The sequence below is a fragment of the Actinoplanes philippinensis genome, assembly GCF_900113015.1.
In the GTDB taxonomy this organism is placed as follows: Bacteria; Actinomycetota; Actinomycetes; order Mycobacteriales; family Micromonosporaceae; genus Actinoplanes; species Actinoplanes philippinensis.
Genome location: NZ_FONV01000015.1, coordinates 182278 through 202511, shown reverse-complemented (window position 1 = coordinate 202511; position 20234 = coordinate 182278). Strand labels below are relative to the sequence as shown.

The window sequence follows — 20234 nt, the reverse complement described above, 5'->3', positions numbered from 1 at the left end:
GCCAGCCCGTGCCGCACCGGCGCGGGCTGGCAGACTTGCCGGGTGAGCGACGGGGAGTTGGAGACGTACAGTCTCGTCGAGCTCGCCGTCGATCGGCTGCGGCGAGACATCCTGAGCGGCCGGACCGATCCGGGCGAGCGGCTGGTCGAGGAGCAGCTGACCCGCCGCCTCGGGATCAGCCGGGCGCCGCTGCGGGAGGCCATGCGGCAGCTCGCCGAGCAGGGCCTGGTCGAGCACATCCCGCGGCGTGGCGCACGGGTCGCCACGCTCTCCGACGACGACGTGCGCGAGCTGTATGAGGTGCGCGACGTCCTGGAGCGGCACGCCGTGACGACCACTCCCCCGGGCCGCGATCTGAGCCGGCTGCGGTCCGCTCTCGAGTCGATCCGTAAGGCGACCGAGACCGACGACCGGCTGGAGCTGGCCAACGCGCACCGGCGGTTCCACGTCGAGGTGGTGGCGCTGAGCGGCAACCGGCAGCTCACCGGGCTGTACGAGTCGATCCTGGTGCGGATCCAGCTCTACATGGCGGTCAACATGCGGCGCGAGGCGGAGACCGCCCGCGCGGAGGACGGGGTGCTGCGGCACGAGCGGTTGTTCGCCGCCGCCGAGCACGGTGACGCGGCGGCGCTGCTGGAGGCGCTGAGCGGTCACGGAGCGCGCACCTATCTGAACTGACCACGTCTACGGACCGCCCGGGTTCGCGGACCACGCGCGTTCGCGGACCGCCCCGGCTCGCGAACTGCCCGGGTTCGCGGACCACGAGGGTTCGCTGACTGCCCGCGTCGCCGAACTGATCACCGCCGCGCGGACAGGCTGGGACAGCAGCGGGAAATCACGCCGTTACACGACGTGGTCCTCGATGAAACAGAATTGTCGACAATCGACGATGTGGACGGACACGAGGATGCGGTCTGGATCAGCCGGTTCGATGCGAGTGAGCTGCACCGACGCGCGGCCGCTGTCGATCCGGGGCTACCGCTGGCCGGGGTCACGTTCGCGGTCAAGGACAACATCGACGTGGCGGGGCTGCCGACCACCGCCGGGTGCCCCGACTTCGCCTATCTGCCCGAGCGGAACGCGCCGGTCGTGCAGCGGCTCGTCGACGCCGGGGCGCTGGTGGTCGGGAAGACGAATCTGGACCAGTTCGCCACCGGGCTGACCGGGACACGATCGCCGTACGGGGCGCCGGCGAGCGTCTTCGGCGGCGGGCTGATCTCCGGTGGATCGAGCTCGGGGTCGGCGGTCGCGGTCGCCGACGGCTCGGTGGACTTCGCGCTCGGCACCGACACCGCCGGGTCGGGGCGGGTTCCGGCGGCGTTCAACGGGATCGCCGGGATCAAGCCGACCCGTGGGCTGCTCAGCACGCTCGGGGTGGTGCCTGCCTGCCGGTCCCTGGACTGCGTCTCGGTTTTCGCCCGGGAGCTGTCGCTGGCCGATCGCGTGATGCGGGTCGCGCGCGGGTTCGTACCCGAGGATCCCTGGTCGAGAAGAGCGCCGCGGGAGGCGCGGCCGGCCGGGCGACCCCGGGTGGGCGTCGCGGCGGGTCTCGACTTCTTCGGCGACAGTGGGCAGGAGAAGGCCTACGCGCGGTTCGCCGGTGACGTGACCGTGGACGTCGGGCCGCTGCTGGAGGCCGGCGACCTGCTCTATCGCGGGCCGTGGGTGGCCGAGCGGCTGGCTGATCTCGGCGAGTTCCTCACGGCGCGCCCGGAGTCGGTGCTGCCGGTGACCCGCCGGGTGCTGGAGACCGGGCTCGGGTTCACCGCGGCCGACGCGTTCCGGGCCCAGCACCGGCTGCAGGAGCTGCGAGCCGCCGCGGACCGGATGTGGGAGCGGATCGACGTTCTGGTGCTGCCGACCGTCGGCACCACGTTCACGCACGACGAGATCGCCGCGGACCCGATCGGCCGGAATCTGATCCTGGGCCGCTACACCCAGTTCGCGAATCTGCTGGACATGGCCGCGGTGACGGTGCCGAACGGGTTCACCGAGGAGGGGCGGCCGGCCTCGCTGACGTTGTTCGGGCCGGCGTTCAGCGACGACCTGCTGATGGCGCTGGCGCGGTCGCTTCCGCCGGAGGAGCGATGACCGTCGGCCGCACCCGAGACCTCACCGCCGGCGGCGGCCGGCGGAACCATCGCCTGAAGGGAACTGACACATGACCGCACGCATCGGCCCGGTACCCGCGAATCCTTATCCCTGGCCCTACGACGGCTCGGTTCCGGTGGACCGGACCGCGCTGCTCTGCATCGACTGGCAGACCGACTTCTGCGGGCCCGGCGGCTACGTCGACTCGATGGGCTACGACATCGAGCTGACCCGGGCCGGGCTGCCGGCCACCGCGAAACTGCTGTCCCACGTCCGTGAGCTGGGCATGCTCGTGATCCACACCCGGGAGGGCCACGACCCCGACCTGTCCGACCTGCCGGCCAACAAGCGGTGGCGGTCCGCGCGGATCGGGGCGGAGATCGGTGGCCCGGGGCCGTGCGGCCGGATCCTGATCAAAGGTGAGCCGGGGTGGGAGATCGTGCCCGAGGTCGCCCCGGCGCCCGGCGAGGTCATCGTCGACAAGCCGGGCAAGGGCGCCTTCTACGCGACGAATCTGGATCTCGTGCTCCGTACCCATGGCATCACGCATCTGATCCTGACCGGCATCACCACCGATGTCTGCGTGCACACGACCATGCGTGAGGCCAACGACCGTGGCTACGAGTGCCTGATCCTCAGCGACTGCACGGGGGCCACCGATCCGTCCAACCACACCGCCGCGCTGCACATGGTCACCATGCAGGGCGGCGTCTTCGGCTGCGTCGCCACTTCGGACGACGTGATAGCGGCAACGGGAGGATGACTTGCCTACTGTCGACGCTCAACCCGGACCCTTCACCTTCCAAGCACACGAGACCGCGCTGGTCGTCATCGACATGCAGCGGGACTTCCTTCTGCCCGGCGGTTTCGGCGAGTCGCTCGGCAACGACGTCGCCGAACTCCGGCGCACCATCGCACCGCTGACCGCGTTGATCAACGCCTGGCGGGCGGCCGGACTGCCGATCATCCACACCCGCGAGGGCCACCTGCCGGACCTCTCGGACTGTCCGCCGGCGAAGCTCAAGCGGGGGCCGATGATCGGCCAGGAGGGCACGTTCGGCCGCATCCTCATCCGCGGCCAGTACGGCCACGACATCATCGACGAGCTGAAACCGGCCGAGGGCGAACCGGTGGTCGACAAGCCCGGCAAGGGCGCCTTCTACGCCACCGATCTCGACAAGATCCTGGACAACGACGGCATCAAGTCCCTGGTCGTCACGGGGGTCACGACCGAGGTGTGCGTGCACACGACGGTTCGTGAGGCGAACGACCGCGGCTACGAGTGCCTGGTCCTGGCCGACTGCGTCGGCTCCTACTTCCCTGAGTTCCAGCAGGTCGGCCTCAAGATGATCGCCGCCCAGGGTGGCATCTTCGGCTGGGTCGCCGAATCCCCCGCACTGATCGCCGCGATTCAGGAGTGACGACATGACCGCCACCACAGCCGCTCCGGCGGCCAAACTGCCCCACTGGGTCCGGGGTGACACCAACGCCTTCTTCGGCTTCGGCGTCAACGTCCTGGTCAATGTGCTCACCCTGACCGGCCTGTGCCTCGGCGTGATCCAGATGCCGGCCGGCGACGTCTTCGGCGTGATCCTGCCGGCGCTGGGCATCGCCCTGGTCGCCGGGAACATCTACTACACCCTGCTGGCCCGGCGGCTGGCGGCACGGGAGAACCGGACCGACGTGACGGCCCTGCCGTACGGCCCGAGCGTCCCGCACATGTTCATCGTGATCTTCGTGATCATGCTGCCGATCTACCTGACCACGAAGGACCCGATCGCGGCGTGGACGGCCGGCATCGCGTGGGCCTTCATCATCGGCGTGATCGTGCTGATCGGCGCGTTCGTCGGCCCGTACATCCGGAAGTACACGCCACGGGCCGCGCTGCTCGGCACCCTGGCCGGCATCTCGATCACGTTCATCTCGATGAACCCGGCCGGCAACATGTGGAACTACGCGTGGATCGCCCTGCCGGTCCTCGGGCTGCTGCTGATCGGCCTGCTCACCGACGTGAAGCTGCCCTTCAACTTCCCGATCGGGCTGGCCGCGCTGCTGGTCGGCACGGCGATCGGCTGGATCGGCGGGGCCATGTCGGTGCCGGACGTGCAGAGCGCCGCGCGGGACATCGCGTTCGCCTTCCCGCACCTCAAGGTCGACCTGCTGATCGACGGGCTGAAGGACATGGCGCCGCTGCTGGCCACCGCGATCCCGCTGGGGGTCTACAACTTCACCGAGGCGATGACCAACGTGGAGAGCGCCGCCACCGCGGGCGACCGGTACAACCTGCGCAGCGTGCTGCTCGCCGACGGGGCGGGCGCGGTGATCGGCTCGTGTCTCGGGTCGCCGTTCCCGCCGGCGGTCTACGTGGGGCACCCGGGGTGGAAGGCGGCCGGTGGCCGTACCGGATATTCGATGGCGACCGGCGTGGTGATCGCCCTGCTCTGCTTCTTCGGACTGTTCGGGCTGCTCGGCGCGATCTTCCCGACCGCGGCGATCGTGCCGATCCTGCTCTACATCGGCCTGCTGATCGGCGCGCAGGCGTTCCAGGCGACGCCGCGGGCGCACGCCGCCGCGGTGGTGGCCGCGCTCATCCCGAACATCGCGTCCTGGGCGACCGGCCAGATGGACAACGCGCTCGCCGCGGCCGGGACGACAGCGGCGCAGGTCGGGACGGAGGCGCTGGCCGGGGCGGGGGTGGTCTACGACGGCCTGAAGACGCTCGGCGAGGGCGCGATCCTGGCCGGCCTGGTGCTCGGCGCGATCGTCGCGTTCATCATCGACAAACGGTTCTGGCACGCCGCGGTCTTCTCCGCCGCCGGCGCGGTCCTCACCTTCGTGGGCCTCATCCACGCCGAGAAGGTGCAGTTCAACGCGGACGGGCCGGTCTCGCTCGGCTACCTGTTCCTCACCGCGGTCTGCGTGGCCTTCGCGCTGACCCGGCCGGTCCCCCGGATCCCGGAGCCCGAGGAGGCCTCACTCGAAGAGCCGGCCCCGGTGGCCTGATGGAACGCGACCTCCCGGAGGTGATCGCCCAGGTCACCGAGGTGTTCGAGGCCTACGAGCGGGCGCTGGTCGCCGACGACGTCGACACGGTCATCGGCTTCTTCGCCGCCGAGGCGATCCGGTTCGGCATCGCCGACCAGCAGGCCGGCATCGAGGAACAACGCAGGTGGCGGCAGACGCAGGGCGGTCTGCCGCCGGGCCGCCGGCTCAAGGACACCACCATCAGGGGGTACGGCCAGAGCACCGCCGTAGTGACGACACTGTTCGGATACCCCGGCAGCGACGTGCTGGGACGCCAGTCGCAGACGTGGGTCCGGCTGCCCGAGGGCTGGCGCATCGTGCACGCCCACGTGTCCGAGCCGGCCGCTCAGCCCACGTAACGCCGCGCGGTCGACCGCCGCTGTGCCTCGTCCAGCCGGCCCAGACGGGCCTCCACCACGGCCGGGCGGGGCCGGCGGTCGGCCAGCAGCCAGCCCAGCCCGCGGACCGCGTCGACCGCGCCGAGCAGCGAGGTGCGGTCGCGCGGCACGGTCCGGGCCAGGAACAGGGTGCGGCGTACGGCCGGGACGAGCGGCCGCCGCAGCCAGGTGAACCACAGCGTGTTGCGCAGCCCGACCCGGCGCCGGTGGGTGCTGTCGCGCAGCCGGGACGCCCGGTGGTGCACGGTCAGCTCCTCCAGGTAACACAGCTCCCAGCCGGCCGCGATCAGGTCGGTGGCCAGCAGCTCCTCCTCGCCGCCCAGCCACAGCCGCTCGCTGAACCCGCCGGCCCGGACGAACGCGTCCCGCCGCACCACCGACGCGCCGGCCAGGAAACTGCCGAGCGCCGGGCCGGGCAGCCAGTCCGGGGCGGGCACCGGCGAGTCGCGCAGCTCGGTGACGATCGGGTCCTCGGCACCGGACGGCTCGACCACGATGCGGGCGTTCACCAGCGCCAGGCGTGGGCAGTCGTCGAGGACGTCGGCGGCGCGGGACAGGTCGCCGGGGCTCCACCAGGTGTCGTCGTCACAGAAGGCCACGTACGGCGTGCTGGTGCGGCGTACCCCGATGTTGCGGCCGACCGCACCGAGATTCTCGGGCAGGGCGACCACCTCGACCTCCGGGAAACGTTCCCGGACCGCGTCCGCGGTCCCGTCGGCGGAGCCGTTGTCGACCAGCACCACGTGCGGTTGTTCCGGCAGCTCGCGCAATCGGCCCAGACAGGCCAGCGCCTCCTCGCGTCGCTGCCAGGTGATGACGACGACGCTCACTCGTGAGTCCCCCATGGCGGGCGGCATACCCGTAATCGGGTTATCCGCACGTCTTCCGGGAATGCGGAGAACATCCGACCCGACCGTGGAGGCAATGACGTGAACCCGCGTGACCTTTACCCCAAGCCCGCGCTCGACGGCGGCGACCAGCAGCCGCCCGGCCTCACCTCGGCCATGCCGGACCGGCCGGATCACGGCGAGGAGAGCTACCGCGGCAACGGCAAGCTGACCGGCCGCAAGGCGGTCATCACCGGCGGCGACTCCGGGATCGGCCGGGCCGTGGCGATCGCGTTCGCCCGGGAGGGCGCCGACGTGCTGATCTCCTACCTGCCGGAGGAGGAGTCCGACGCGGCCGACACCGCACAGTGGATCGAGAAGGCCGGCCGCAAGGCGGTACGGCTGCCCGGCGACATCCGTGACGAGGCGCACTGCCGGACGATCATCGAGACGGCACGCGCCGAGCTCGGCGGCATCGACATCCTGGTGAACAACGCCGCCTACCAGATGGCCCAGCCGGGCGGGATCACCGAGATCACCGACGAGCAGTTCGACCGGGTCATGAAGACCAACCTGTACGCGATGTTCTGGCTGTGCCGGGCCGCCGTGCCGCACCTGCCGCCGGGCGCCGCGATCATCAACACCGCGTCGATCCAGGCATACCAGTCGTCGAGCGCGCTGCTCGACTACGCCACCACCAAGGGCGGCATCGTGGCCTTCACCAAGGCGCTCGCCGAGGACCTGGCCGAGCAGGGCATCCGGGTGAACGCGGTCGCGCCCGGCCCGATCTGGACGCCGCTGATCCCGGCCACCATGACGGAGAAGAAGGTCGAGTCCTTCGGCGGCGACACCCCGCTCGGGCGGGCCGGCCAGCCCGCCGAGCTGGCCGCCGCCTACGTCTACTTCGCCGCTCAGGACTCCAGCTACACCACCGGCGAGGTGCTCGGCATCACCGGTGGCAAGCCGGTCAGCTGACCCGTCACCGGAACAACGCGGACACCCACTCGATCGCGTCGACCACCCAGGTGGTCTGGCGCAGGAAGGCGACCCCGACACCGGCCAGGAAGACGCCGGTCACCATGTGCGCGCCGCGGGCGGTGTGCCGCACCCGGCCCATCCGCTGCTCCAGCACCAGCCGGCCGACCAGGCGGGCCAGCGCGAACACGCCCACCGCGACGACCAGCGACACCAGGAAGATGATCAGCGGGCCGCCGAGGTCGCCGCCCTCGGAGATCGCCCAGATGCCCCAGCCGACGAAGGCGAACAGCACCGCGGCGCTGCTCCACTCGCCGCCGCGGCGCCACTGGCTCATGTGCCAGCCGAGGCTGCGCTGCGGGCGCTCCCGGTAGTGCTCCTCGGGCCAGCCGGTGCCGGTCGGCTCGTGCCCGGCGCGGAACTGCTCGGTGCGCTGGGTCGGCTGCCCGACCCGGGCCCGGCCCTGGCTGAACGGGGACCGATCGGGCGCCGGGGCAGGCCCCGGCGAGGTGGGTGCGTGCGGGGCCGGCACCTGCGCGGTGGCGGCGCTCTCCGGGGTCGTCTGCCTGGTCGGCTGATCGGCCCACGGGTCCTGCGGCGGCATGTCGAGCGTCCGCTCGGACCACTGCGGTTGCTCCGGCATCATTCCCCTCCCGGCTGCGGTCGCCGGCCGGCGACGACTTCGAGCGTAGCGAGCCAACAAATCGGTCGCCGCAGCACACAGCAGTCCGTTACACACAGCTTATGAAGGATGAGATACAACTGCGCCCCGCCGCCGGCGACGACTTCGCACCGATCTTCCAGCTCCTCAGCACGGTCTTCCACGAGGAGATCGACGGGGAGCTGCGCGATCTCGAGGGGGTGGTCTACGAGCGGGACCGCTCACTGGTCGCCGACGACGCCGGGCTGGTGGCGGGGCATGTCCAGGCCTTCAGCCGTGACCTGACCGTGCCCGGAGCGGTGATCCCGGCAGCGCACGTCTCCGGCGTCGGGGTGCTGCCCACCCACCGGCGGCGCGGGCTGCTGACCCGGATGATGCACCGGCAGCTCCGCGAGATCGCCGACGCCGGTCGCGAGCCGGTGGCGATCCTCTGGGCCAGCGAAACCTCGATTTATCCCCGATTCGGGTACGGTCCGGCCGCATCCCGGCTCCATCTCAACATCATGAATCGTGAGGTACGTCTCCCCGCCCCGCCGCCGGAGCCGACCGGCCGGCTGCGGATGGGCGACCCGGGCGACCTGCACGCCGAGATGGCCGCGGTGTACGAGCGCCTGCGGCCGGACCGGGTCGGCTGGTCCAGCCGCGACGACAACTGGTGGAAGTGGGTCCTCGGCGACCCGAAGGACCATCGGGACGGCGCCACCAAGCGCTACGCCGTGGTGCACGAGAGCCCCGGCGGCCCCACCGGCTATGCGCTGTGGCGGGTCAAGGACGACTGGAACAGTCACGGCCCGAGCGCCGAGGTCCAGGTGCGTGAGGTGGTCGCCGCGGACCCGGAGACGTATCTGGCGCTCTGGCGGTTCCTGCTCGGTATCGACCTCACCCGCAGCGTCACCATGCGGCTCGCCGCCGTCCAGGAGCCGCTGCTCTACCTGGCCGACGAACCCCGGCGGCTCGGCGCCACCTACGGCGACGGCCTGTGGGTACGGGTGATCGACGTGCCGGCGGCACTGGCCGCCCGGCGGTACGCCACCGACGTCGACGTGGTCCTCGAGGTGACCGACCCGATCCTGGCCGGGAACACCGGGCGCTGGCGGCTCACCGGAGGACCGGACAAGGCGACCTGCACCGCGACCACCGACCCGGCCGACGTGGCCCTCTCGGTGACCGATCTGGGCGCCGTCTACCTGGGCGGCACCGCGCTCAGCGCGCTCGTCGCCGCCGGACGGGCCCGCCTGCTGACCGGGAACGATCCGACCGTAGCCCTCGGCTGGAACCGGCTGCCGAGCCCGACCGAGGTGTTCTGAGCGACCGTGACGACGGTACCGTCGGAGCCATGGGCCAGCCCGAACGCCGACGCCGCCGTGTGCGTCCCTCCTCGGCGTCCACCGAGACGACCACCGCCGAGGCGGCTGCCGACGCACCCGCCGCCCCGGCCGCGGCTGTTCCCGCGCCTGCGCCACCCGTCGCCGCACCACCCGCTCCGTCGGGGCCTCCCGCGCCGTCCGGGCCGCCCGTCGCCGTTCCCGCACCGCCGATGGGCGTCCCCGCGCCGCCACTGGCTGTCCCCACCCCGCCCACGGCCGTCCCCGCACCACCCGCCGGCGTTTCCACGCCGCCCGTGGCTCCTCCCGCGCCACCAGTGGCTGTCCCGGCGCCGCCTGTGGCTGTTCCGGCGCCACCTGTGGCTGTCCCGGCGCCGCCTGTGGCTGTTCCCGCGCCGCCTGTGGCTGTTCCCGCGCCGCCTGTGGCTGTTCCCGCGCCGCCTCATCATCCGCCGGTGCCGGGGCCTCCGCCGGTTCCCGGTCCGCCTGGCGGGGCGCCACCTGTGCCGGCGCCCCCACACGCTCCGGCCCCGGCCGTGGTGACGCCGGACGGGACGCCCGGTGACCGGTCGACCGGTCGGCCCAGCCGCGGCGGCATGCCGAAGCGGGCCGGGGCGGGCGGCAACGAGGACCGGGAGTCCGAGCGCGGGCTCCGTGGCCTGGTGGGCTCGGGGTCGTCACAGGTCAGCGTGGGTGCGGCGCTGCGTGCCCGGGACGCGTCCCGGCCCACTGACGAGGATTTGGCCGCCGCCGAGCGCGATCTGCCGATCATCCGGCGCAACTGGCTGCCCCGCGAGGAACTGCCGCGCCGCTGAGGGTCTCGAGGCCGAACCACGGCTGGAACCGACCGGACGGAGCCGGCCAGAGCCCGCCGGAGACGATCCGCCCGCCTCCGACGCCGGGCGGACTCGCGGGACCAGGCGGACTCGCGGGACCAGGCGGACTCGCGGGACCAGGCGGACTCGCGGGACGCACAAGACGGCCGGGCGGACGAGACGGCCGGGCGGACGAGACGGCGGCGGGCCGACGGGGGCGGGCCGACGGGGGCGGGCCGACGGGGCGGCCGGCTGCCCGGAGGGCGGCCGGCCGTGTGGTGCGGGTGGGATCAGTCGGTGGCCGTCGAGGACGGCAGCTCCGGCAGTTCGCGAGCGACCTCGTAGTCGGCGAGCTGGGCGATCCGGCGGGCGTGCCGGGGGTCGCCGGAGAACGACGTCGCGATGAACGCCTCGACGAAAGCGGTCGCCTCGTCCAGGGTGTGCTGGCGGGCGCCGATGGCGATCACGTTGCTGTCGTTGTGCTGGCGGGCCAGTTCGGCGATCTCGGTTTTCCAGACGAGGGCGGAGCGGACGCCGGGGACCTTGTTGGCCGCGATCTGCTCGCCGTTGCCGGAGCCGCCGATCACGATGCCGAGCGAGCCGGGGTCGGCGACCACCTTCGCGCCGGTGTGGAAGCAGAACGCCGGGTAGTCGTCCTCGGCGTCGTAGACGTGCGGTCCGACGTCCACCACGTCGTGCCCCTGCTTGGCCAGGTGGTTCACGAGGTGGTTCTTCAGCTCGAAGCCGGCGTGGTCGGAACCCAGGTAGAGACGCATGGCAGAAGTCTTTCAGAAGGTGAGGGCCGAACGCAGGGCGGACGCCACCTGGTCAGCCGCGGCACGCGCGGCGTCGATGGTGGCCAGTTTGCGGGCGAAACCGTGGTTCACACCCATGTAGCGGGTGTGCACCACCGGGACGCCCGCGGCGATCAACGCGTTCGCGTAGTCGGCGCCCTCGTCGCGGAGCGCGTCGTACTCGGCGGTGATCACCAGGGTGGGCGGCATCCCGGACAGGTCGGCCACCGCGAGCGGCGACACGTCCGGGGTGAGCCGGCGCACCGGGTCGGGGACGAACGTCTCCCAGGCCAGTCTCATCGAGGCCCGGTCCAGCCCGTACTGCCCCACCTCGTCATACGACTCGGCGGAGGTGAGCGGGTCGAGGGCCGGGTAGATGAGCACCTGGAAGTCGAGCGGGGTGGCCGCGTCACGCTGGCGGCGGGCGGTGACGGTGGCGAGCTGGCCGCCCGCGCTGTCCCCGCCGATCGCCAGCCGGGAGACGTCCACGCCGAGGCCGGCGCCTTCCCGGCGCAGGTACGACAGGACGGTCTCGGCGTCCTCGATCGCGGCCGGGAAGACGTGCTCGGGGGCCAGCCGGTAGCCGGCCGACACCACGGCGCAGCCTGAGCGGTCGGCGACCCGGCGGCAGAACCGGTCCACGGTCTCGATGCTGCCGTAGCACCAGCCGCCGCCGTGCAGGTAGACCAGCACCGGGGCGCCGGCCCTGGTGGCGTAGAGGCGGCAGGGCACACCGTCGGCGTCGAAGTCGGCGACCACCGGCAACGGCAGCGCCGGGCCGGTCTCGGCCTCGTTCGACTCCTCCATCGCGGCCCGGACGCCGAGCAGCCGCTGGTACGGGTCGGCGGCGAGCTCCGAGGGGCTGGGCCGCCGCCGGAGCTGGGCGGCGGCCTCGACCTGTGGGTGCAGCATCAGCGGACGTCGGCGACGACCAGGCCGCCCCGCGCCTTGGGGGTGAACCAGGTGCTCTTGCGTGGCAGCTTGAGCCGCTCCAGGTTGACCTCGACGAAGTCGTCGACGGTCACCGGCGCGATCAGGATCGCCAGCTCGGCGCGGCCGGCGTCGACCTCGCCGCGCAGCCACTCGACCGGGTAGTCGCCGCCGATGTAGGAGATGCGCTTGTCGCCCGCGTCCAGGCCGAGCGCGTCACGCAGCAGGACCCGCTCGACGAGGGCGTGATCCAGGTTCTCCACCGAGGTGCCGGCCGGGTCGGACGGGAGACCGACCGCGAACGAGCGCGCGTAGCCGTACAACTCGATGGTGCCCTTGATCGGAAGCTGCGCGACGCGCGGCAGCTCGGTGACCGTCGCTCCCGCCGCGCGAAGGCGCTCGAGAAGCTCGTCGAGCGACGCCGGCAGCTCGCTGACCAGCCGGTTGTAAGGCTGGATGAAGACCGACGCCGGGGTGGTGACGACGGCCAGGAAGCGCTCCAGGCCGCCGGTCTGCGCGGCGAGGCTGCGGTGGTTGCCGTCGGCGACCACCAGCTCGCCGCCGCCGGCCAGGGCGAGCAGGCGATCCTGCAGCTCACCGGGGCCGACCGGCCAGATCGCATGGGTACGCCCGGAGCCGTCCACGTCGGTGGCGGCCGGCGCCCCGGCGGCGTCGGTGGCCTCGGCGAGCGCCGCGTGCAGCTCCTCGCCGCGCCCGGTCTGCAGCAGCAGCACCGGGGAGAGCAGCGCACCCACGGCCTCGGCGAGAGCGACACGCTCGCGCACCTTGCTGATGAAGACGTCCTCGTTGCGGATGACCAGGCCGGGCTCGTCGGCGCTGGTGGAGATCTGGCCGGTCTCGACCATGCTCCACAGGCCGTAGGCGGGCGCCTCGCCCGGCGCCGTTATCCGGTAGAGCACCACGACGTGCTCAGCCTGCCGGTATTTCTCCTCGGCCTGGTCGCGCTGCAGTCGGACGACGGCGTCCGGCAGCGACTCGAGGAAGGACTTCCCGAGGGACTCGGGCGCGAGGTGCGGCATCTCCACGGCAAGCGCGCTGTGCGGGTTGCCCTTGATGATGTCGGTGATTTCGGCGTCGTCGGCGAACTCGTCGTAATTCTGGGCCCCGGTACCTCCGTTGGTGATCCAGGCCAGTTTGATCGGGTGCACGACCGTCATGGCACGCAACTTACCCGGCGAAGCTTGGGTACCTAACCACCGGCATAGCCCCCCGTGACCTGCTCAACTGTGATGTGGGGTGCGGATTCACCGGCCGTTCGGCGGGGCGTGCCGTCACGGTTACCGGCGGAGCGAGCATAATCGCCACCTCAGGAGGCAAATCGGCCCAGACTCCGCGCTGGACACTGATGCTCGTTCCGGCCGAGTTGATTTCCGGCATTACCCGCCTCCGTGTTGGATGAGGTGTAGGTCACCCCATCCAACGACGGATGACGGGCGAAGCGTTGCTTTTCTGTGCGACTACCCCCGAACAGCAACCTTCAGTCGAAGATCGGGCCGAGATCGCGGCTGCGCTTCAGCTCGTAGAAGCCGGGCGTGCCGGCCACCAGGACCACGCCGTCCCACAGCTTGCCGGCGGCCTCGCCCTTGGGGGCCGGGGTGACGACCGGGCCGAAGAAGGCGACGGTCTCCCCCGGGGTCGGCCCGGGAGCGTGGATCACCGGGGTGCCCACGTCGGTGCCGACCGGCTTCATGCCGGCGTTGTGGCTGGCGCGCAGCGCCTCGTCGCGGGCGTCGGTGTGCGCGGCGTCGGCCAGGCTCGGGTCGAGGCCCACCTCGGCCAGCGCCTCCTGGAAGAGTTTCGGGTCCTCGATGTCGTACTTCTGCAGGTGGATACGGGTGCCGAGGGCGGTGTAGAGGTCACGCAGCACGGCCGGGCCGGCGGCCTCGGCGGCGGCGATGCAGACCCGGACCGGACCCCAGCCCTTGGCCAGCAGTTCCTTGTAGGAATCGGGAAGCTCGTCGCGGCCCTCGTTGAGGACGGACAGGCTCATGACGTTGAAACGGACGTCCAGCGGGCGGACCTTCTCCACCTCCAGCAGCCAGCGGGAGGTCATCCAGGCCCACGGGCAGAGCGGGTCGAACCACATGTCGACGGTGGCACGTTGAGTCATGGCTCGATCTTCCACCTTCATCGACCCCCGGTCGGGGTGAGTTACGTCGCCGTGTCCGCATAGGCTGCGGGTAAAGCAATCAGCTGTCAGCTCGAAGGAGAGTGCACGTGGCCGGTGTTCACAACCTGACCCAGGTCGAGGCTGCGGAGCGTGGTCGATTGCTCGAGGTGACCGGGTACGACATCACCCTCGACCTGACCGACGGGCACGGCAACCCCGGCTCCGAGACGTTCAGGTCCACCACAGTGATCAACTTCCGGTGCGCCGAGCCGGGCGCGGCGACGTTCATCGAGGCGGCCGCGGTGCGGATCAACTCCGCGACGCTCAACGGCAGCCCGCTCGACATCAGCGCCTGGACCGCGGAGAAGGGCCTGGCGCTGCCCGGGCTCGCCGCGGAGAACACCCTCGTCGTCGACGGGGACTTCGGATACTCGGCGAGCGGCCAGGGGCTCCAGCGCAGTCTCGACCCGGTCGACAAGGAGGTCTACCTCTACAGCCAGTTCGAGACGGCGGACGCGCAGCGGGCGTACGCCTGCTTCGACCAGCCCGACCTGAAGAGCGTGTACACGTGGCACGTGACCGCTCCCGGGCACTGGAAGGTCGTCTCCAACATGCCGGTGGAGTCCGAGGAGGCTGCCGCGTTCGGCGCCAAGACGGTGCACTTCACCACCTCGCCGCGGATGAGCACCTACATCACGGCGATCTGCGCCGGGCCGTACCACGAGGTCCGCGACTCCCACGACGGCATCGAGCTGGGCGTCTTCTGCCGCGCCTCGATGGCCCGCTACCTGGACGCCGACGACCTGTTCCTGATCACCAAGCAGGGGTTCGACTTCTTCCACGAGAAGTTCGGCGTGCGGTACCCGCTGCCCAAGTACGACCAGCTGTGGGTGCCCGACTTCAACGCCGGCGCGATGGAGAACTTCGGCTGCGTCACCCACGCCGAGTCGCACTACATCTTCCGGTCACAGGTCACCGACTACGAGTACGAGCAGCGCGCCAACACCATCCTGCACGAGCTCGCCCACATGTGGTTCGGTGACCTGGTCACCATGCGCTGGTGGAACGACCTGTGGCTGAACGAGTCGTTCGCCGAGTGGGCCAGCCACTGGTGCAACACCGAGGCCACCCGGTTCGCCGACGCCTGGTCGACGTTCCTGTCGATCCGCAAGTCCTGGGGCTACCGGCAGGACCAGCTCTCCTCCACCCACCCGGTGTACTGCGAGATGCCGGACCTGGAGGCGGTCGAGGTCAACTTCGACGGCATCACGTACGCCAAGGGCGCCAGCGTGATCAAGCAGCTGGTCGCCTACGTCGGGCTGGACCCGTTCCTGACCGGTCTGCGCGCCTACTTCACCAAGCACGCCTGGGGCAATGCCACCTTCGACGACCTGCTCACCGAGCTGGAGACGGCGTCCGGCCGGGAGCTGCGCAAGTTCGCCGCGCAGTGGCTGGAGACGGCGCAGGTCAACACGCTGCGCCCGATCGTCGAGGTGGGGGCCGACGGGACGTACACGAGTGTCGTCGTGCAGCAGGAGGCGCCGGCGGGGTTCCCGACGTTGCGTACCCACCGGGTCGGCATCGGCCTGTACGACCTGGACGGCGACCGGCTGGTCCGGCGGGAGCTGATCGAGGCCGACGTGGCGGGCGAGCAGACCCCGATCACCGCGCTGACCGGGGTGCGGGCGCCGGACCTGCTGCTTGTCAACGACGACGACCTGACGTACGCGAAGCTGCGGCTGGACGAGCGATCGATGGCCACCCTGGTGCGGCACATCGGGGGCTTCGACTCGGCGCTGCCGCGAGCGCTGTCCTGGGCGGCCGCGTGGGACATGCTGCGCGACGCCGAGCTGGCCGCCCGTGACTACGTGGCGCTGGTGGTGGCGGGCCTGCCGGCCGAGAGCGACATCAACCTGACCACCGCCACGCTGCGGCAGGCCGGGATGTCGCTGACCAGCTTCGCCGACCCGGCGTGGGCGCCGGAGGGCTGGGCGCTGCTGGCCGGGCTGGCGCAGCGGCAGCTGGCCGCGGCCGAGCCGGGCAGTGGCTGGCAGCTGACCTGGGCCCGGGCGTTCATCACCGCGGCCCGCACCCCGGAGCAGGCGGCCGTGCTGCGCGGCTGGCTGTCCGGCGAGGCGAAGCCGGAGGGCCTGGTGGTCGACACCGAGCTGCGCTGGTCGCTGCTGCAGGCGCTGGCCGCGCTGGGCGCCGCCGCCGAGACGGAGATCGACGACGAGCTGGCCGGGGACAAGACGGCCAGCGGCGAGCGGGAGGCGGCGGTCGCCCGCGCGCTGCTGCCGACCGCGGAGAACAAGGCGCGCGTCTGGGCCGAGCTGACCGGCCCGCAGGCCCCGCCGAACTGGTTGAACCGGTCGCTGCTGCAGGGCTTCCAGAGCACCCGGCAGGTGGCGCTGACGGCGCCGTACGCGGAGAAGTTCTTCGCGGTGGTGGCGGACGTGTGGGCCCGCTCGGACAGTGAGCCGGCGCAGGAGTTCGCGACCATGGCCTACCCGGTGTTCCAGATCAGCGAGGAGACCGTGGCGCTCACCGACGCCTGGCTGGCGCAGGACGGGCATCCCGCGTCGCTGCGGCGGCTGGTGGCCGAGGGGCGCGACGGTGTGCTCCGGGCGCTGAAGGCGCGAGCCCGGGACAAGGCCGCGTCCTGACCGATGGTGATCACGGCCCGTCCCCGTTTCCCGGGGACGGGCCGTTTCACATGCCAAAACTTACCGGCGCATAACCCATCGGAAACAACTCTGTGTGAGTAGGCTGACACTCCACGGTGATGGAGGTGGCCCGTGACGACGCTGAGCCATGGCTCACCGGCGCGGTGGAATGCGCCGGGCGGCCGGTGGACCCAACCGGACCTGCAGCTCTTCCCGCAGGACGGTCACCGGTACGAGATCCTCGACGGCAGCCTGCACGTCACCCCGCCGGCGAGCACCGAGCACGACTCCGTCGTCGAGTCGATCGTCGGCACCCTGCGCGCGGCGGCCCCACCCGGCTGGTGGGTGTGCGCCCGGCTCGGCATCGAGATGGAGAGCAGCAACCTGGTGCCGGACGTGACGGTGCTCCGGCCACACTCCTCCGGCTCTATCTGGGTGGACCCGGCCGACGTCGCGCTCGTCGTGGAGGTCGAGACCGAGGCCACCCGCCGTTACGACCAGCTGCTCAAGCCGGCCGTCTACGCGGAGGCGGGCATCCCGGAGTACTGGCGGGTGGAGGCCGGACCGGTCCTGCGGACATACGCCCTGGCGGAGAGCGGCGGTTACCGGGCCGCGCGGGACGTCACGGCCGAGGAACAGGCCAGGCTGGACAGCCCCTACCCCATCCGGGTGAGCCTCGCGGCCTGGCGCTGACTCCGCCCCTCAGGGCCGGCCGGCGTGGGCGCGCTGACCTGTCGCTCAGGGCCCGCCGGCATGAGACGCGCTGATCGGCCGCTCAGGCCCGGCCGGCGTGGGACGCAAGCTGGTCGATGCCGATCATCAGGCCCCCGGCCAGGTCGCCGCCGCCGAACGACGCGGCCATCGACAGGCCGGCCAGCTTCGCATCCCGGTCGGAGATGCGCTTGCGGGCGTCGGAGCCGGTGATGATCTCCAGCTTGCGCTGCTCGGGCGAGACCGCGATCAGCACCGCGCGCCGCGGGTCGCGGGTCTGCGCGTGCAGCTTCTCCGCCGACTCACGCGACGGGTCCTCGAGCGGGCCGAGGTAGATGCTGAAGTTGAGGCCGGTCACCCGATCGGCGACACGGAGGGCCTCGTCGAGGCGGAGCAGCTGCCGGGTCGAGAACGGGCTGTCGACCGGCTGCTCGAGCGGGGTGACATCACCAACTGTCACTTGCGCCTCCTGTGGGACCGGGCCGGACGGGTGCCCCGGAGCTGTCCTCGATGATCAGCCCGGAGGAGTGGCCGTCGCCGGCCGGTGCGACCTGCTGCGGCGTAGCGGTGAACCACATGGCCGGGAAGTCGAAGGGACGACCCGGGCGGTAGCGGCGATCCGGCTTCGACCGGTCTGAACCGGCGAGCACGAGTGTCGCGATCGTCCCGATGACTGCGGCCGGAATGATCACGAAGACCAGAACGGTGCTGATTACTGACAACTCAACGCCCCCAGGCGCCAACGTTCCTCTTTATTCCGAACATCAATCACCGTAGCGGAGCGCATGTCGTCCCGGACCGTCGGGTCTCGAACCGGGGTCTCACGCCGTCGGGATCTACGCGGAATGTGCGCGGAGGTGCGAAAATCACCCTCACGCGCCGTCCGCGTACTTTCCGTCGCGGACGGCAGGAGGGGGATCCCATGCGCCTGTTCGTCCCCGCCGTCGTCGCGGGTCTCGCCTGCGCCCTGACGGGCGCCGCCCCGGCCACGGCCGCGGCCGTGTTCGTCGAGCTCAACCCCAGCACGGTGCGGGCCGGCGACGAGTTCGCGCTCCGTGCCTCGTGTGACGACAACCTCAAATCGGCGACGGTGCGGGGCGAGCCCTTCGGCTCGGTCACCGTCGAGCCGGAGTTCGGGTTCCTGACCGCGACGGTACGGGTGCCCGCCGACACCAAGCCCGGTGACTTCCCGGTCGCCCTGATCTGCCCGGAGGGCGCCGGGGCCACCAGCGTCCTGCACGTGGTGGCCAGGGTGGCGCCGTCACGCGGCCCGGCGACCGGTGGTGGCGGCACCGCCCCCGGCCCGGCGGGTCCGCTTCTGATCGGCGGGGGGCTGGCCCTGGCGCTGGCCGGGCTGACGCTCGGAGTCGTGTCGCTGCGCCGCCGGCGAGTCGGCTGAGGACCCGCCGTGGCGAGCGGGGACCAGAGACCGGCCGGCGCACGCGTGCCGGACGCCGTCGCGCGCAAGCGCCCGGCCCAGATCATCACGGCCCCGCCGCCCGGGGCCATCACCGGGCCGCTGCCGCCGACCCCGGAGATCAAGGGGCGGTCGCCGTTCCGGCTCGCGCTGCCCGGCCGGATGCCGAAACCTCAGCCGGTCCGTGGCCGCAAGGGCGGGATGATCGGGGTCGTCGCGCTGGTGATGCTCTTCCTGGGACTGTTCCTGTTCGGCCTGGGGATGGGTTTCGCCACCGGGTTCGACCTGGGCAACCTCTTCCGGGGCGCCGACGAGCCGCCGCCCCGCGCGTTCCCGGTGCTGGAGCCGAGCCGGCCGGAGAGGCTGGAGATCCCGGCGATCGGGGTGTCGGCGCCCATCCTGGAGGTGGGGCTGGCCGGCGACGGGTCGGTCGACGTGCCGCCGCTGCGACGGCACAACGAGGCCGGGTGGTTCGAGGGCGGGCCCACGCCGGGGCAGTTCGGGCCGGCGCTGATCGTGGGGCACGCGGACACGCGTACCGGGCCGTCGGTGTTTCATCGCCTCGACGAGATGCGCGCGGGCCAGCAGATCCGGGTGAGCCGGGCGGACGGGACGGTCGCGATCTTCAAGGTCAACTCGGTGGAGAAGTTCGACAAGAGCTCCCTGCCCGCCGAGCGGGTCTACGGTGACTACACCCGGCCGTCGCTGCGGCTGATGACCTGCGGCGGCAAGTGGCTGGGGGGTGAGGAGGGCTACGAGGACAACATCGTCGTCTTCGCCTCTCTGGTCGACTCCCGCGACGTCTGAGCGGTCAGGCCGCCTCCGCCTCCAGCGGGGCGGCCGGCAGGTCGAGCCAGTCCATCCAGCGAGGGTCGGGGGTACGGTGCCCGAGAACCCGCCACGCGACACCACGCGGGGCGGCCGGAGCGGCGTGCAGACGCCAGCCCAGCTCGGCCGGGGTCTTGTCACCCTTGCTGTGATTGCATTTGGCACAGGCCGCCACGACGTTGTCCCAGGCGTGCAGGCCGCCACGGCTGCGCGGGAAGACGTGGTCGATGGTCTCGGCGGAGCCCCGGCAGTAGGCGCAGCGGCCGCCGTCACGGGCGAAGATGGCCCGGCGGGAGAGGCCGACATGTGTGCGGTACGGCACCTTCACATACCGCGTGAGCCGGACGACGGAGGGAACGGGGACTGTCTGGTGGGCGCTGTGCAGGATGCCGTCCCCGTCGGAGACGCACTCGGCCTTGGCGGTGAGGAGCAGGATGGTCGCTCGACGCACCGATACGACGCACAGCGGCTCGTAGGTGGCGTTGAGAACTAACGCGGAAGAGCCAACCGTGGGTCGTATGTCAGGCATCGCGATCACCCTTCCGGTGTCAGTTGCTGTAAACCGCTCCCATAGCCCGAACGTGTGTGAGATGGGCCTCGCCGAACTAGCCCGTTGCGCCAATAGTCCCTGATGGATGACC

General features: G+C 71.5%; 22 protein-coding genes. 13 read left to right on the top strand and 9 right to left on the bottom strand.

Going from position 1 to position 20234, the window contains the following annotated elements; all coding sequences use genetic code 11:
• The first annotated feature begins 42 nt into the window (after positions 1–42).
• The 6 genes from BM290_RS36025 (at position 43) to BM290_RS36000 (ending at position 5474) form a co-directional block, all read left to right on the top strand.
• Positions 43–678 carry a GntR family transcriptional regulator gene (locus BM290_RS36025; protein WP_093620410.1) on the top strand — a complete coding sequence of 212 codons (636 nt, stop codon included), beginning with the start codon at positions 43–45 and terminating at the stop codon, positions 676–678.
• 174 nt (positions 679–852) lie between these two features.
• Positions 853–2091, top strand: a complete 1239-nt coding sequence (locus BM290_RS36020) for an allophanate hydrolase (RefSeq protein WP_275413317.1) — start codon at positions 853–855, stop codon at positions 2089–2091.
• Between the two features lie 70 nt (positions 2092–2161).
• Positions 2162–2854, top strand: coding sequence for a biuret amidohydrolase (gene biuH / locus BM290_RS36015; RefSeq protein ID WP_093620408.1), 693 nt, complete (start codon positions 2162–2164; stop codon positions 2852–2854).
• A gap of 1 nt (position 2855) precedes the next feature.
• Positions 2856–3512 (top strand): cysteine hydrolase family protein, encoded by a 657-nt coding sequence (locus BM290_RS36010; RefSeq protein ID WP_093620407.1) that lies wholly within the window; start codon positions 2856–2858, stop codon positions 3510–3512.
• A gap of 4 nt (positions 3513–3516) precedes the next feature.
• The gene (locus tag BM290_RS36005; RefSeq protein WP_093620406.1) at positions 3517–5094 is read left to right on the top strand and encodes a regulator; all 1578 of its coding nucleotides are present in this window, start codon (positions 3517–3519) and stop codon (positions 5092–5094) included.
• The gene (locus BM290_RS36000) at positions 5094–5474 is read left to right on the top strand and encodes an AtzH-like domain-containing protein (RefSeq protein WP_093620405.1); all 381 of its coding nucleotides are present in this window, start codon (positions 5094–5096) and stop codon (positions 5472–5474) included. The genes BM290_RS36005 and BM290_RS36000 overlap by 1 nt, the downstream gene beginning before the upstream one ends.
• Here BM290_RS36000 and BM290_RS35995 read toward each other — a convergent pair.
• The gene (locus BM290_RS35995) at positions 5462–6343 is read right to left on the bottom strand and encodes a glycosyltransferase family 2 protein (protein ID WP_239143958.1); all 882 of its coding nucleotides are present in this window, start codon (positions 6341–6343) and stop codon (positions 5462–5464) included. The genes BM290_RS36000 and BM290_RS35995 overlap by 13 nt on opposite strands.
• Positions 6344–6442: 99 nt before the next feature.
• On the opposite strand from BM290_RS35995, the gene BM290_RS35990 reads away from it, so the two are divergent.
• The gene (locus BM290_RS35990) at positions 6443–7315 is read left to right on the top strand and encodes an SDR family oxidoreductase (RefSeq protein ID WP_203779642.1); all 873 of its coding nucleotides are present in this window, start codon (positions 6443–6445) and stop codon (positions 7313–7315) included.
• A gap of 4 nt (positions 7316–7319) precedes the next feature.
• On the opposite strand, the gene BM290_RS35985 is transcribed toward BM290_RS35990, so the two are convergent.
• Positions 7320–7958 carry a DNA-directed RNA polymerase II gene (locus tag BM290_RS35985; RefSeq protein ID WP_093620454.1) on the bottom strand — a complete coding sequence of 213 codons (639 nt, stop codon included), beginning with the start codon at positions 7956–7958 and terminating at the stop codon, positions 7320–7322.
• A 101-nt stretch (positions 7959–8059) separates the two neighbouring features.
• On the opposite strand from BM290_RS35985, the gene BM290_RS35980 reads away from it, so the two are divergent.
• Positions 8060–9283: a GNAT family N-acetyltransferase gene (locus BM290_RS35980; protein ID WP_093620403.1), complete on the top strand. Its 1224-nt coding sequence runs from the start codon at positions 8060–8062 to the stop codon at positions 9281–9283.
• 521 nt (positions 9284–9804) lie between these two features.
• Positions 9805–10116 (top strand): hypothetical protein, encoded by a 312-nt coding sequence (locus BM290_RS50260; RefSeq protein ID WP_373871132.1) that lies wholly within the window; start codon positions 9805–9807, stop codon positions 10114–10116.
• Between the two features lie 290 nt (positions 10117–10406).
• Here the strand turns inward: BM290_RS50260 and BM290_RS35970 are convergent, their stop codons facing one another.
• The 4 genes from BM290_RS35970 to BM290_RS35950 all read right to left on the bottom strand — a co-directional run bounded on the left by BM290_RS35970 (position 10407) and on the right by BM290_RS35950 (position 13971).
• Positions 10407–10892: a ribose-5-phosphate isomerase gene (locus tag BM290_RS35970; protein WP_093620401.1), complete on the bottom strand. Its 486-nt coding sequence runs from the start codon at positions 10890–10892 to the stop codon at positions 10407–10409.
• 12 nt (positions 10893–10904) lie between these two features.
• Complete coding sequence (locus BM290_RS35965; RefSeq protein WP_093620400.1) at positions 10905–11822, bottom strand: alpha/beta hydrolase; 918 nt, start codon at positions 11820–11822, stop codon at positions 10905–10907.
• A complete protein-coding gene (locus BM290_RS35960) occupies positions 11822–13018 on the bottom strand; it encodes a DUF1015 family protein (protein WP_093620453.1) in 1197 nt (398 codons plus the stop codon). The genes BM290_RS35965 and BM290_RS35960 overlap by 1 nt, the downstream gene beginning before the upstream one ends.
• A gap of 320 nt (positions 13019–13338) precedes the next feature.
• On the bottom strand, positions 13339–13971 hold the full coding sequence (locus BM290_RS35950) for a mycothiol-dependent nitroreductase Rv2466c family protein (protein ID WP_093620398.1): 633 nt from the start codon (positions 13969–13971) through the stop codon (positions 13339–13341).
• Between the two features lie 107 nt (positions 13972–14078).
• Here BM290_RS35950 and pepN point away from each other — a divergent pair, with 107 nt between their 5' ends.
• Positions 14079–16637: an aminopeptidase N gene (pepN, locus tag BM290_RS35945; RefSeq protein WP_093620452.1), complete on the top strand. Its 2559-nt coding sequence runs from the start codon at positions 14079–14081 to the stop codon at positions 16635–16637.
• A 132-nt stretch (positions 16638–16769) separates the two neighbouring features.
• Positions 16770–17330 carry a Uma2 family endonuclease gene (locus tag BM290_RS35940; RefSeq protein ID WP_093620397.1) on the top strand — a complete coding sequence of 187 codons (561 nt, stop codon included), beginning with the start codon at positions 16770–16772 and terminating at the stop codon, positions 17328–17330.
• Positions 17331–17412: 82 nt separating this feature from the next.
• Here the strand turns inward: BM290_RS35940 and BM290_RS35935 are convergent, their stop codons facing one another.
• Both BM290_RS35935 and ctaJ read right to left on the bottom strand, forming a co-directional pair.
• On the bottom strand, positions 17413–17808 hold the full coding sequence (locus BM290_RS35935; RefSeq protein WP_093620396.1) for a DUF5130 family protein: 396 nt from the start codon (positions 17806–17808) through the stop codon (positions 17413–17415).
• Complete coding sequence (gene ctaJ, locus BM290_RS51195) at positions 17795–18040, bottom strand: aa3-type cytochrome oxidase subunit CtaJ (protein ID WP_444978728.1); 246 nt, start codon at positions 18038–18040, stop codon at positions 17795–17797. Before ctaJ ends, BM290_RS35935 begins: the two co-directional genes overlap by 14 nt.
• A 230-nt stretch (positions 18041–18270) precedes the next feature.
• On the opposite strand from ctaJ, the gene BM290_RS35925 reads away from it, so the two are divergent.
• Positions 18271–18747 carry a hypothetical protein gene (locus tag BM290_RS35925; protein WP_093620395.1) on the top strand — a complete coding sequence of 159 codons (477 nt, stop codon included), beginning with the start codon at positions 18271–18273 and terminating at the stop codon, positions 18745–18747.
• Positions 18748–18756: 9 nt separating this feature from the next.
• Complete coding sequence (locus BM290_RS35920; protein WP_093620394.1) at positions 18757–19572, top strand: class F sortase; 816 nt, start codon at positions 18757–18759, stop codon at positions 19570–19572.
• 4 nt (positions 19573–19576) lie between these two features.
• Here BM290_RS35920 and BM290_RS35915 read toward each other — a convergent pair whose 3' ends face one another.
• Positions 19577–20122: an HNH endonuclease gene (locus tag BM290_RS35915; protein WP_093620450.1), complete on the bottom strand. Its 546-nt coding sequence runs from the start codon at positions 20120–20122 to the stop codon at positions 19577–19579.
• Positions 20123–20234: the final 112 nt, after the last annotated feature.